Origin of the sequence: Klebsiella sp. WP8-S18-ESBL-06 (genome assembly GCF_014169755.1) — a bacterium.
GTDB lineage: Bacteria > Pseudomonadota > Gammaproteobacteria > Enterobacterales > Enterobacteriaceae > Kluyvera > Kluyvera ascorbata_B.
This window is the reverse complement of the sequence record NZ_AP022256.1, coordinates 865,692-878,490: the sequence shown is the minus strand read 5'-3', so window position 1 is coordinate 878,490 and position 12,799 is coordinate 865,692. Positions and strand designations below refer to the sequence as shown.

Here is a 12,799-nt window from a genome sequence, read left to right as displayed (position 1 = left end):
GGCATTGGCGATGTAATGGCAATAATGTCATTGCAGGCTGCCCCCGTGGAGGAAAGGAGAAATTTCGCGCAATCATGGCACCATTGGCCAGAGGGCGCAAGACGAAATTTTTATGCACTAACCCTACGAAGAAACAAATACTGAACCGATTAATCGGTCCATAATAATGCAGGAGTTAGCGATAATTAACAGGAGTTAACGTGGTAATAGGTCCTTTTATTAACGCCAGCGCGGTGCTCGTCGGCGGGCTGATCGGCGCATTGCTCAGCCAGCGTCTGCCGGAACGCATTCGCGTTTCGATGACCTCTATTTTCGGCCTTGCTTCGCTGGGCATTGGGCTGCTGCTGGTCATCAAGTGCGTCAATATGCCGGTAATGGTGCTGGCGACGCTGATTGGCGCGCTGATCGGCGAGTTTTGTCATCTGGAAAAAGGCATTAACAACGCGGTGGCGCGGGCGCAAAAGCGGCTGATCAAACCGGGGAAAAACCCCGAACACGAGACGTTTATTCAGAGCTTCGTGGCGATCATCGTACTGTTTTGCGCCAGCGGTACCGGGATTTTTGGTTCGATGCACGAAGGGATGACCGGCGATCCCACCATTCTTATCGCCAAGTCGTTTCTCGACTTCTTCACCGCCATGATTTTCGCCTGCTCGCTGGGTTTTGCGGTCTGCATCATCAGCGTGCCGATGCTGGTCATTCAGCTGTCGCTGGCGTTTTGCGCGTTTATGATCCTGCCGCTGACCACTCCGGCGATGATGGCCGACTTTACCGCCGTCGGTGGCCTGCTGCTGCTGGCAACCGGCCTGCGCATCTGCGGCATTAAGATGTTTGCGGTGGTGAATATGCTGCCCGCACTGCTGCTGGCAATGCCGATTTCCGCCGCCTGGACGGCATTTTTTGCCTGATGCAGCGTGCAAAACAGGAAAAGCGGTGATATGTTGTGCAACTCGCCGCAAATTTTATAAATTTCATTGACGAGGCGCGGCGATTACGGTTTAATGCGCCCCGTTGCCCGGATAGCTCAGTCGGTAGAGCAGGGGATTGAAAATCCCCGTGTCCTTGGTTCGATTCCGAGTCCGGGCACCAATATTCATAAGGCCTCGCTGCAAAGCGGGGCTTTTTCCTTTCTTGGCTACGGTAGATTTCTGGTCGTTGCAACACGTTATTTGTTTGCTGGATTTCTCGCCATTTTCGCAGATGTTCGTTACTTTTAGACACCTCAACATCTTCTGATGTATTTTTTTCTTACCTCACAGCTACGGTCTCTCTACGGTCCTCTACGGTTCCTTTCTCTCAGATCATTCATAATGAAGTAGAAAACACGGGGGAAACGGGGAATTATCATTCTGCCTTAATCCGCTGTCCTTAACGTGATTTTGTCGCGGGGAATAAGGTGGGGAAATCCCCAATAGCAAGCGGGGAAACTTGGCAGCATACACTCTCCACCATTCTCATGGGGATCTTCACCAGTCCGTCCACCTGCAACAAGCTCTTTTTTCCCTTTCACTTCTTACCTTTTCAGAATCCCCCGTTCTCCACGCCATCATAAAATGATTTATCCGTAAGCTAAACGTACTGGACTGTTAAACCTGAGTGTCCGCTGTGAGCGAAGAGGGGAAATTTGACAAACGGATGTACGAATTGAGGAAAGATAAGGTTTTTACCACAACACTTTTGCCGAACGATGTTATGGTTGAGACTACTCACGCAACCTTAACCACGGTGGTGCCTATAAATGAGATGGCGTCTACTCAGTACAACTCTACTTCTATCCTGCGCCATCTATCCAGGCAAAGGTATCGCTGATCAGTGCGAAAAGCTGGATAAGGAGGGGCTTCTAATATATCAGCAGTTTAAGAAATCCAAGATGTGTAAGGATTCGACTATCAACGCTGGATGGACCGACTGTTTATTTAAAGCCTACGGCACTAATATTCTTCTTTCTGGTGCAATAGGAACAACCATCGACGAACGCACCACGGGAATGTTGGGTAGCGGATTCTATGTCCTCTCTGTTGATGAACGTGCCAAGGTTAGAACGTTTATTGATCGGAAATTGGGTCTTCTATTGAGGGTGGACGGGAAAGACAACGTTGAAAAGTCTGGATGCATTTACAACGAGGTGTTCATAACACTTGATGCTCGGGTATTGGCTCCAGGTGAATTTAATAAGTTGACCATGGGGATTGAGTAGCATTAAGAGGCATCAGGTAAGATTGGGGTGATGACTGCTATTTTGCACTCCATCATTTTCTTAATATCCGCTTCTGGCACGGAGCGGACAAGCTAACTGAGTCAAAGGTCAGCTGTGAGCGAACTGCGGACATCGACAATGCTCCCCACAACTAACGGAAGCATTACTAACATTACGATGTGTTCATTAGTGGGGGTAGGTTTGACTGTGGGCCAAATGACCTGCTCCCCGTTGACTAAGAAAAACTCCGGTAACAACTTCCGCTTCTGGCACATAGCCGACACCAAAACCAGCCACATATGGGCAACGGTCCTTGCCCTGATGACAGGTAATTGTATCCGACTTAAACACATATTATTTCTGTGAACTCTTCCCTAACGGCAATCTTTCCCCTTAAGACCAGAATCAGACCGTAAAGCCTGCTCTTCTGCATTTCCCGTCTTCATTCATACCATGTGGCACCAGCATTCCCTTCGCCACGCCAGAAAATCAACTCAGCCATTAGCAACGCCGTGCCGGGGATGGGTCAACCCTGACGTTCTTTACACCAGTCACAGGAGGTTATATGTCCACCCCCAAACGCTTCCGTTTTACTAATCAGCTCATTAAATCCCTGCCCCCTAACACATCCGATGCACGCAGTACCGATGCCGAATACAGCGACACCGAGATTTCCGGCCTCAAGTGTCTGGTCAGCAGAAGAGAAGGTCGTAAAAAGTTTTTGCTACGCTACCTTTATCATGGACGAAAACGCGCCATCGCCATTGGTCACTGGCCTGAAGTGGACGTCAATCTTGCTCGTCAGATTGCCATAGAACACAAACGTTCCCTTGCCACCGGCACTGACCCTAAGCAGGAGCGTGAAAACAAGAGAATGGAGCTGACGTTCGATGAACTCTTTAATCAGCATTATCTGCCATGGGCAAAATCCGCTAAACGCAGTTGGGGAAAGGATGTTCAGCGCTACCGCGATCATATCCGTCCCGCCATTGGTCAGAGGCTGCTGAGCGATATCACACCAGCGAGCATTCTGCGCCTTCAGCAGACGTTAAGTACTTCCCTGTCAGCGGCTACCTGTAACCGTGTCATCGTACTCATTAAAGCCGTCTTTACATGGGCCGGAAGGCAAAGCATGACCTCTGTTCATCCGGCAAGGGTGGTACAGCTACTCAGGGAGAACAACGCCCGACAGCGTTATTTTACCGAGGACGAAATTCGTCGTATTTTTCTCTCCGCCGATAACGATACCAGCCCCGTCGCGGCCCGCTATGTCAAACTGCTGTTACTGACCGGCCTTCGTCGTGATGAGCTGCGTCTGGCTAAGTGGGAGCATGTTGACCCGGTTAAACGCACCCTGTGGCTCCCTGAAACCAAGAATGGCTATGGACGGATTGTTCACCTTAACTCACTGGCGATGGACGTAATCAGAACGCTGCCAACGCAGCGGGGAAATCCGTGGTTGTTTATTGGTAAAAAACAGGGAATGCCGCTGAGTAACCCGGTTAAAGCCTTTCAGCGTATCGTGCGTCGGGCGGGAATTTTCGACAAGGAAGTGTGTATTCATACCTGCCGCCATTCGGTTGCCGCCCTCATCGTGTCCTACGGCGGAACACTGTATGACGTTCAGGCTCAACTGGGGCACCGCAGCAGTCAGTCTTCACAACGGTATGCGCATCTTCATCCTCAGCGCTTACAGAACACCAGTCAGTTACTGGCGGAAAGGATAACGGCTCAGCTACCGTCCTTGTGATAACAGAAAAGCAGAGGCAAGTGCCCCTGCTTTTTTTTTACTGTTCAGCCATCAGTCAGAACGGGATGGCCCCATATTCTTCATCCGGCACCCGGTTATCATCATATCTGTTATAGAGTTCACGAGCACACTCGCGCGCGTCTTTAATAGACATACGAGGGAACCTGCCGAGGGGTTCATAATAGCAGGCCCCTCTAAGCGTATAACGAGCCAGGAATTTAATCTGACCGTTGGCAATGACGGCCCGGAGCGCCGGCTCACTGCCATCGAAGATTTCACGAGAAATGTCGTGATACAGGCACTCCGCCAGTGTGTTAACCAGAGCGTAATCATTGAATGAGGTTTTTTCTTCATTTTCGCTGCTGATAGCGTGAGGAAAACCGTCATAGTACTGGTCTGATTCAAAAATCATACATCACCTTCTATTCGTTGTTATTCAGTCAAAATGGTTTTATTCAGGGTTAAAATTCGGTCATCACATTGCATTTCAGAAACGCTTTTTTGACCTGGTAGTAAGACTGCGCCATCGTCTTCAGCGCTCTTTTTTATAGTGTCCGGCACTTTCGCCAAGCAGATAACCGGAATGCTCTAACGGTCTGGCCACATCAACGGTCTTAAGTCCCTTTTCAGAACAGAGCTTTTCAAACACCGATTCATAAATCAGGAAGTCGCCGGTTTTGTAATGGACGAATCCCCACATATCTCCCGGGCATCGGGCATGTTCGTCACGCAGGGTGATAAAGTGCCTGCTGCTTTTTGTCACCAGCGTCAGCTGAAGCTCCTCCAGCATGTTACGCACCGGGTTATACTGATTCTGGTTATCATCCAGCCAGCGTCGTGCAGCGGACATAACGGATTCAGCCACCGCATCGCTTTCGAAAGGTAAAAGGCCATATTTCAGCGCCTTCTCTCCTGCCAGCCATACCAGCGCAAATCTTTTCAGTCCGCGCCGCTGAACGCGGGTAATATCACGCCCCTCATCCCTCAGGGCCTCTTCCAGTGCGTTACAGCAATCATCTGTCTGTTCCTGGAGCCAGGATGAAAACTCTGCGTAGGTGCGAAGACCGCCAGCCGTATTTTTCCCGGATAACAGTTTGCCGATAAATGCAGGCCCGGCATGACCATAAGCCTCTGCCAGCCCCGTCTTCAGTGCATCTGCACGGGCACGTGTTTCTGATACCGGTTCATCCGGTTTTTGAGCATCCTCAGGCAACAGTTCCATACTGATGGCCCTGTGCTCCTGCCCTCCCTGTAACACGGCTTTCTGTTCAGCCAGCTTTTCGGAGATTGACATCTCACCGGTGGAGAGAATAAACATGCGCCATTTAAACGGCTCATCTGCCGTCAGGCCACGGTTCAGGCGCTCTTTTGCCGTACCTGACGTAATGTTGTAAAGCAGTGAGGAAAGTTGCTTATGATTACTCGCACCCAGTTCATCGACGCAGGCGACCAGACCGGAATAGTCAGCGAGAAGGCGCTCCATCGCGTTAGGCGTGGTATTCCAGCGAATAATATTTACATTCCCCCCACTACCCGGCTCGCTGCCATCACCATGGACCGATGCAGCCAGCATCAGGAGAAGCGTTTTACCGGTGGTGGATACGCCGTGAAAATGAAACATGCCCACATCCATACCGGCAGGAACCAGAAGCATCGAAGCAAAGGACGCACTCAGCGCAAAGGTCTGCGCCCAGCCATGGACATTTTCCCGGATGAGGTTAATCCACTCCTCCAGAGCCCCACCTTTGTGCAGTCCGGGACGCACGCGGAATCCCGGCAGCAGATAATCAAACCCGGTCAGAGAGGTCACAACGGGCTCATAACCATGTAAAAAGGCCATATCCTCCGAAACGAATCCCATCGCATCTGCCATCAGATAGACAGGCAGCGGTAAACTCCGGCAGCGCTGAAGAAAACGGTCAAAAAGGGCAAACTGCTGTGGAGAGGAGCCAACACAAAATCCACGATCTGCCAGTTTGCCTACTACCTGAGCACCGCTCTGAACAATATCCTCAAAGCGTACCAGGGCCTTAACATACTTACCCAGCCCGTTACCGGTCATCAGGCTGATCCCAAGACCGGACTCCTTATCTTTTCCACAAAACAGGGCGACAGGCACAACTGGCGTGGTGCAAACCTGCACAGGTTTCTGTCCACCGATGTAGAAAAGGCCATTAGCCGTATTCACATAATGCCGTGGCAGCCCATCACCAATACCGAGTGAAGCGATATCATCTTCACCGACCTCAGTGTTTTCAGCACGCCTGATAATTGCTTCCGACATTTTGTTGAAATTTTTATCGCGGTCAGCAAAAGCGCGAATACGCTTAATCCCGGAAACCTTAGGAACATTAGTTGTCACTTTTTTATTCATGTGTATTACCATCAAATTACGCCACCGTCAGAAAACGGGTGCATCAGAACCATAGTTAAAAACCATACCGTTGAGTGAAGGTTGTTACCCCATCGCCCGATTAACGACTTCGTGATAACGCGCCGGGGAAGCGTGCAAGTAAAGTTCCGTTACTTTTATCGTGCTGTGACCCAGTAAGTCTTTGACGGTGTGAATGTCGGCCCCGCTCTCAATGAGCTTTGTCGCAAAGGTATGTCGCATCTCATGGATGGTGAACGGTGGAATACCCGCAGCCTCACAAAGCCGTTTTTGCAGGCGACGCGGCTCAGAAACCGGATTGTCGGTCCCCTTGCCCGGAAATACCCAGCCTTCATCACCCAGATGCTGACGCTGTTCTGTCAGAAGAACGAAAGCCTTATCACATACCGGTACACGGCGGAGTTTGCCGTTTTTGGTGTGGCGAAGGGTGATAACTTTGCGGCTCCAGTCCACATCTTCAAGACGAAGGTGACGGGTTTCCCCCAGACGCAGCCCCGTCAGGGCAAGGAACATGAGAAGAGCAAGGGCTTCATGATCGGGTTTACCATTACGCCAGCACTCACAGACTTCCATCCAGCGCTGAAGCTGGGAGTCATCCATGGCGCGGCGATCTGACGTCACTTCAGGCAGCGCTTTGATATAAAGCGCCGGAGAGCGGCTGATGTATCCCATGCGTATAGCCCAGGTAAACACCGCTTTAATGAGCGCCAGATGGCGGTTGCGGGTGGCAGGCTTGAGATCGAGATTATGCAGATAGCTCAGAATATCTGCCTCCGTCATACCTGCCAGCTTTTTGGCACCGAGAAGAGGGCGCAGGTATTTACGGATCTTAGAAAGATCGGTGTTAGCTGAACGCTTAACGCCCGTGCTGAGTACGCTTTTCTCATACTCATCCACAAGCTCATTAAACGTCATTTTACTGTGAGTAAGAAAACGCTCACCATAAGTCTCAACGGAAGCCTTAAGCTCCTGAATTATTTTAAAGGCATGCTCCCTTGCGTTATTAATGGAAAATTCAGGGTAACTTCCTACGGAAACGTAAACATTCTTTCCGCGAATACTTTTGCGGACAATAAACTTAATGCGTCCGGATGAGTGGAATATAGCCTTAAGCCCGGTACATTTTGTATCGCTGGCTTCGATAGTCCGGCCAGTTTGTATTGCACGGGTTTTACACTCATCAAAAAAAGCTTTAGTGAATGCCTCTCTTTGATTCTTTGGGCTGCGATGTCGGGCCATTGGTTCAACACAGCAATCATCAACGTCAACGCTGGTTTTGATGTTTTGCGCTGACTTACAAAAGCGACCATCCACAGAATCAACATCATTCTGTTTCATTGTCAGCGTTATTAGGTTTAAAGAACTATCGGGTTTCATAATGCATACATCTCGCTCAATTAATACAAATTAAGGGTATTGAGTTAGATGCTGGCCAGCACATGAAGCGAATAGTATTGGCAGAAATACTGAAGTGCAAATCACCGACTCTGACATTTTGGTGAGAAAAGCACGCGTTAAAGAGGCCTGTTTGCCCCCTTAATCTCCTGAAAGTGCCACTCCCCCACTTTCAGGCCTGAACGTCGTTTCTCCCCATAAATAATATCGATTATGGGGTGTTGCTTGTTTTTTGAACTATTTAAGGCGTTTTGTGATTGAGAAAATAAGTAAGAAAATCAATAGCAATTGTGCGCAAGCGTTCTCTCATTTTCAGTTAAAACAGCTCATGCTAATTTGCTTACAAAATGCTGCAAATCGGAAAAAAACGGGATTTAACGCCAGCCCACCACTAAATTTAAGGACATAATCCAAAATAAGCAAACAACGTAAAAAAAATGTAACTAAAAGTCATTTGAAAACATATTATCAATATGAATCAATTACTTATGGAGATAATCATGTTTAAACTCACGACCCCCACCAGTCTTCCCCTTCTCAACCTGCCCGCCTCCGCACTGGCGTCCCTCAGCAATGAAATTCTTGGACCCGTCGATGATATCGACCTGTTTACCGCCTTCTGGAACGAAACGGAAACCCTGCTCTGGCATCTCAACCATGATGACACGCTGCCCGAAGACCCGCTGCTGGCAGTTGCACTGGCTAACCCGGAATACGTCACCGCACTTGATGATGGCTGGTATCTGCTTCTCGGTATCGTCTGTGATAACGGACAGGGTATCTATCTGGTATTCCCGGACACAACCGTTATCACTCAACTCCAGAACCTGATTGAGGCGCTGAACCATGAGTAAGAAAAAAATCGCTACCGAAGCCGCCGTCATCGAAAGCTATACCGTGTTCTACAGCGGGGAAGCAGAGAAAATCAGCCCCCATAGCAAGGGACTGCTGACGTATGAGCTGGGTAAAGAGGGTGAAACCGGAAGCCTTGCCCTGCGCTTAACCGCCAATGGCGAAGGAGGCCTGTTCTCCCGTGAATGGGTAGCGCTTGATGCGATTCACGCCATTCTGGAACAGCAGCAGGACAGCTTTCCGTCCCGTGTATTTCGCCCACTGTTTGGTCAGGGCAGCACCAATAACGCAGGTTTTCTTGCTGCTGTGCTCAGAAGTCCGGATATCTGCCTTATCGAAGCGGACAGCAGCAGACTCTTTATGCACCGCTGCTACGCCGACTGGCAGCACCGTCTGACGCAGCTTGCCGCAATCAGCCAGGACTAATCCCCCGCTTTTTCTGTGTTCCATACCCCTTAAAAAGGAAATTCACTATGTCATCACCCGCTATATTGCAGGGCGGCTATGTGCTGCCACTCTCCCGGTCGTTCACTCAACTGCTTCTGGGTATCGTTGCGCAAAAACCGCCTCATCGTCACCCCATCACCGGATTAACCATTAACTTCCGTGACCCTGAATACTCACCGGAAAAGGGCGGCTGGCATCCGGTCGAAATACGCCTCATCCCTGCCGGAGAAGACTGGCAGCTCGATTACGTCACCGATTTTCACTATGCAGGACATCCATGGCCTGAGCTTGAAAAAGATGTCGATGTGAGCTGGACGCAACAATACACGTGGCTTTCCCGTTGTGGCGATATCTCTCATGTCGACGCCCGTGAGTTCTGGTCGCTATGGGAAAGTAACTTTATGGCTTACCACGATATGGGGGTTTTCACGGTCCGTACGTTGTGGGAAAGCTGAGTGTTCACTACGTTTCCCCCGCATCCCCCCTCTCCCCCATAGTAAGGAACTGAATGTTATGTACCGGCTTCTGCTGCTTAACTTCGTGGATTCATTTATCGATAACTGCATTCTGTCCTGCGTCGATGAACCGGCTTACGGCGGTATCGTGCAGTGCGAACTGCTTTTTGGCCTTGCCGCACACAGCGGTATCTATGTGGGTAACGGCGATATTGTTCATCTTGATGGCGATGGAACCGTTATCAAAAGTAAGGCTAAAGGTTTTCTTGACCGGCTCGATGGCTGGAACTCCGCTATCTCGGTGTATACCGACTGTATGGATTTGACGCCTCAGGGTTGTGCGCAGGCCGCTGAACGGGCAAAGGCGGCAGTGGGTCAGCGCTATCCTTATAGCCTGCTCGACTTTAACTGCCACCGGTTTACTGCCCGCTGCGTTACCGGCGATTCGTGCCCTGATATCTGGCTTGCCAGACACCTTGATTCTTTTCAGAAAGGGGACCGATGGCGCGTATGGCAACGATGAAAGCCAGCCGTTGCAGGCAACGTGTCACCGGACAGGGAGAACGGCTTATCCGGCTGACCATGGTGCTGTTTTACGGTCAGACAATATCTGTTCGCTACATCATCCGGCAGTTTGACGTGTCTCCCCGCACAGCAAGACGGGACCTCGCTCAACTGGCCTTTGTGCTGGAATCCGCTGGCCCTCACCGCTGGCGACTGGCTCCCTCGCTGAAACCCTGACTTTTTTCTCTGTCGGACATCTCCTGACCACTCCGTATGGCAGGCTGTCTCCGCTTTTCAATCCATAAGGGAACATGATGAAAATTTTAAAACTGTTAACCGCCGCAATTCTGCTTTCCGCCTTCAGCCACAGCGCGTTCGCCGACGAGCAGGCTGACGCTCAGATGATAACCAACTCGACCTTCTGCGCGATGTACTCCACCCGCCTGACCCAGACCAGTGACAGCGGCCTTCAGGTAAAAGGCGTTAATCTCAATGCCCGCTTCAACGGACCGGTATTCAACCGGGTACTTCAGGTGATGAACAAAACCTATGGCAGAACCTGGCTCGAATCAAATGCCCGTAACGGCAGCATGACCGCCATGCAACTTTCGCAGTCGGAGCTTCTGTATAACCCGGAATATGCCCGGCAGTGCGATGCCTTTGCGGATAAAGTGGAAAAGGAATGGCGCGGAAAGTAATCCCGACGCGTTATACCTCTATCCGGTGAACAGAAACCTGCTTTCGGGCAGGTTTTTTTTACTTTTTTGTTTTTCAGGCGGACAAGCCCTGTCCGGTGGCTTCCTTAAACTGTCAGGTCCAATATCTGCAATGAGGTGAAATATGGCTACCTACCGACACGACCCCGACCTTGAGTTTCTGCGCCACTGCCATCGTGACGATCTGGATTTACTGGTTTCTGTGCTTATCTGCGATCCGAAAGACGGACTGGCACGCATCACGGAAACGCTGACCTATGATCCTCAGTATAAAAAACACAAGCCCAACCACCCGCGCTACTGGGATGCCATTGCCGCCGAGGTTCAGACGTTTGGGGCGAACAGCTTTGCCACGCTGCTCCGCTGGGGTAAAGGGGTGCTGTACCGGGAAATTCTCACCGATGCCTGCGATAAAATGAAGGTGAACTACAACAACAAATCCAGTGTTGAAACCATTGAAATGAATCTGCTGATGAAGATCCTGGAGAAAAGTCTTGAGAAGATGACGCCTGACCAGCTAAAGACCGTGGCGGAAGAATTGCAGACAGGCTACAGCAACCCCACGCCGGAGTTGCTGACCATGGCAATCCAGGCGGGGATAAAAACATCCGGGTTTGCGGCCTATCAGATGGCACTTGTTGTCACAAATGGTGTGGCGAAAGCCCTGTTAGGCAGAGGGCTGACCGTTGCAGGAAATGCCATGCTGACGCGTACCATGGGCGCTTTTGCCGGTCCCGTGGGCTGGGTGCTCAGTTCTCTCTGGCTGCTGATTGATTTAGCCGGTCCCGCATACCGGGTGACGCTACCATCCTGCATTTTTATTGCCTACATGCGCCAGAAGCATCTTTATTCACCTGAGAATACTGACGTTTAGCACTTACATTTAAGGTATTCAGACTTTAAAAAACTTCAGAGGGCGGACAAATCCTGTCCGCTACTGCTGGCATTATTTCCCGGCTAAATTCGGAAATGATGTATGACGCTGATAACACAAGAAAACGAACATGACAGACTGGCAACCCGCCTTTCCATCATCCTGAGCCGTTTGTTTCAGGGTGAAAAGCTGCATATCGGGACGCTGGCAGAAGAATTTGGAGTGACGACGCGAACGCTGCGACGGGATTTCAACGTCCGTCTGACGTACCTTGATATTGAACAGAGCAACGGCGTGTATCAGCTTGCTTCGCATTACTTTCGTCGCCGCACGGAACGGGATATGAAGATACTGGCGAGACTGCTGCATCTTGACCGTCTGTTACCCGCGATGGACGCCAAACTGCTGAGCCTGATGCTTGACGGGGAACGCCCCTCGCCCTACAGGATTATGCTACCGGAGCCGCGCCAGAAACCCACGCTGTTCGGTGATTTCAGCAGACTGACGCTCGCCATACTTAACCAGACCCGGGTGCGTATCAGAACCGACGAAAACGTCAGCCATACCGTTCATCCCTACCGTCTGCTTTGCAGCCATGCGGAGTGGTTTCTTGCCGGATGTACGTCATCGGGCGTGTTCGTTATTTCCCTGTCCCGAATCAGGCTGGTTGAGGTATTACCGGATACAACGTTTGAGATCGATAACACACTCATTTCGCTGATTGAACAGTCTGACTTTATGGAAGCCTTACCCCACATGAACATTATTCATCAGATAATGCATTACGGGAGTAAACAGACGAATAATCGTAATTAAAATCACAACATATTATTAGTGATGATTAAATCACATTAACATGATAAGTGAGAAAGTTATGATTATCGATAAAGAATACGCACTTGTAGATGCGACCGCAAGACTTAACACTGACCTGAGGGATTATGAACATGAAATAAACAACGCCGCCATTATAACATTTGGCAATGACCTCATTGAGGTAATCGTATATCAGTTCAGCTTTATCATCAGCATCAGGGCAGAGGGTGAAAAAATAAAGCACGGCCTTCTTGTTAACTTCGGTAAAAATATAGCAAGACAGGTTTCATCACTTTGTGCATCCGCAATGCGAGTCTACCCGAATGAAAAACACAAACCGAGCCGTCAGCTTTTCCACTGCATAAATTAGTTTGTGCAAAGACTGTACTACCGACACGCTT

At 50.1% G+C, this 12,799-nt stretch carries 15 protein-coding genes and 1 tRNA gene; 13 read left to right on the top strand and 3 right to left on the bottom strand.

The genetic code is table 11. From position 1 onward, the window contains the following. Positions 1-200 precede the first annotated feature (200 nt). The 4 genes from H7R76_RS04260 (at position 201) to H7R76_RS04245 (ending at position 3,947) form a co-directional block, all read left to right on the top strand. Positions 201-908 carry a DUF554 domain-containing protein gene (locus H7R76_RS04260; protein WP_106925648.1) on the top strand — a complete coding sequence of 236 codons (708 nt, stop codon included), beginning with the start codon at positions 201-203 and terminating at the stop codon, positions 906-908. Between the two features lie 105 nt (positions 909-1,013). Further along, positions 1,014-1,089 (top strand) — tRNA-Phe (locus tag H7R76_RS04255). Between the two features lie 649 nt (positions 1,090-1,738). Beyond that, positions 1,739-2,197, top strand: a complete 459-nt coding sequence (locus tag H7R76_RS04250; protein ID WP_130715227.1) for a hypothetical protein — start codon at positions 1,739-1,741, stop codon at positions 2,195-2,197. 565 nt (positions 2,198-2,762) lie between these two features. Beyond that, on the top strand, positions 2,763-3,947 hold the full coding sequence (locus H7R76_RS04245) for a tyrosine-type recombinase/integrase (protein ID WP_017382944.1): 1,185 nt from the start codon (positions 2,763-2,765) through the stop codon (positions 3,945-3,947). Between the two features lie 55 nt (positions 3,948-4,002). Here H7R76_RS04245 and H7R76_RS04240 read toward each other — a convergent pair whose 3' ends face one another. The 3 genes from H7R76_RS04240 to H7R76_RS04230 form a co-directional block, all read right to left on the bottom strand. Next, complete coding sequence (locus H7R76_RS04240) at positions 4,003-4,359, bottom strand: Arm DNA-binding domain-containing protein (RefSeq protein ID WP_032165636.1); 357 nt, start codon at positions 4,357-4,359, stop codon at positions 4,003-4,005. 120 nt (positions 4,360-4,479) lie between these two features. Then, complete coding sequence (locus H7R76_RS04235) at positions 4,480-6,321, bottom strand: DUF927 domain-containing protein (RefSeq protein ID WP_182967033.1); 1,842 nt, start codon at positions 6,319-6,321, stop codon at positions 4,480-4,482. Between the two features lie 84 nt (positions 6,322-6,405). Next, on the bottom strand, positions 6,406-7,716 hold the full coding sequence (locus H7R76_RS04230; RefSeq protein WP_053520774.1) for a site-specific integrase: 1,311 nt from the start codon (positions 7,714-7,716) through the stop codon (positions 6,406-6,408). 518 nt (positions 7,717-8,234) lie between these two features. Here H7R76_RS04230 and H7R76_RS04225 point away from each other — a divergent pair. The 9 genes from H7R76_RS04225 (at position 8,235) to H7R76_RS04185 (ending at position 12,768) form a co-directional block, all read left to right on the top strand. Beyond that, positions 8,235-8,588 carry a hypothetical protein gene (locus H7R76_RS04225; protein WP_182966427.1) on the top strand — a complete coding sequence of 118 codons (354 nt, stop codon included), beginning with the start codon at positions 8,235-8,237 and terminating at the stop codon, positions 8,586-8,588. Further along, positions 8,581-9,012 (top strand): hypothetical protein, encoded by a 432-nt coding sequence (locus H7R76_RS04220; protein ID WP_017382949.1) that lies wholly within the window; start codon positions 8,581-8,583, stop codon positions 9,010-9,012. Before H7R76_RS04225 ends, H7R76_RS04220 begins: the two co-directional genes overlap by 8 nt. Positions 9,013-9,059: 47 nt before the next feature. Further along, complete coding sequence (locus tag H7R76_RS04215) at positions 9,060-9,488, top strand: DUF2787 family protein (protein ID WP_026080582.1); 429 nt, start codon at positions 9,060-9,062, stop codon at positions 9,486-9,488. A gap of 58 nt (positions 9,489-9,546) precedes the next feature. Continuing rightward, positions 9,547-10,011, top strand: a complete 465-nt coding sequence (locus H7R76_RS04210) for a lecithin retinol acyltransferase family protein (protein ID WP_023293479.1) — start codon at positions 9,547-9,549, stop codon at positions 10,009-10,011. Then, complete coding sequence (locus H7R76_RS25095) at positions 9,990-10,229, top strand: DeoR family transcriptional regulator (RefSeq protein WP_042080396.1); 240 nt, start codon at positions 9,990-9,992, stop codon at positions 10,227-10,229. The genes H7R76_RS04210 and H7R76_RS25095 overlap by 22 nt, the downstream gene beginning before the upstream one ends. A 74-nt stretch (positions 10,230-10,303) precedes the next feature. Next, positions 10,304-10,690, top strand: coding sequence for a hypothetical protein (locus H7R76_RS04200; RefSeq protein ID WP_225088728.1), 387 nt, complete (start codon positions 10,304-10,306; stop codon positions 10,688-10,690). A gap of 142 nt (positions 10,691-10,832) precedes the next feature. Continuing rightward, entirely contained in the window at positions 10,833-11,582 is a 750-nt protein-coding gene (locus tag H7R76_RS04195) for a YaaW family protein (RefSeq protein ID WP_000257250.1), read from the top strand. Between the two features lie 102 nt (positions 11,583-11,684). Further along, entirely contained in the window at positions 11,685-12,398 is a 714-nt protein-coding gene (locus H7R76_RS04190; protein WP_182966429.1) for a helix-turn-helix transcriptional regulator, read from the top strand. A 58-nt stretch (positions 12,399-12,456) separates the two neighbouring features. Further along, on the top strand, positions 12,457-12,768 hold the full coding sequence (locus H7R76_RS04185; RefSeq protein ID WP_000582609.1) for a hypothetical protein: 312 nt from the start codon (positions 12,457-12,459) through the stop codon (positions 12,766-12,768). Positions 12,769-12,799: the final 31 nt, after the last annotated feature.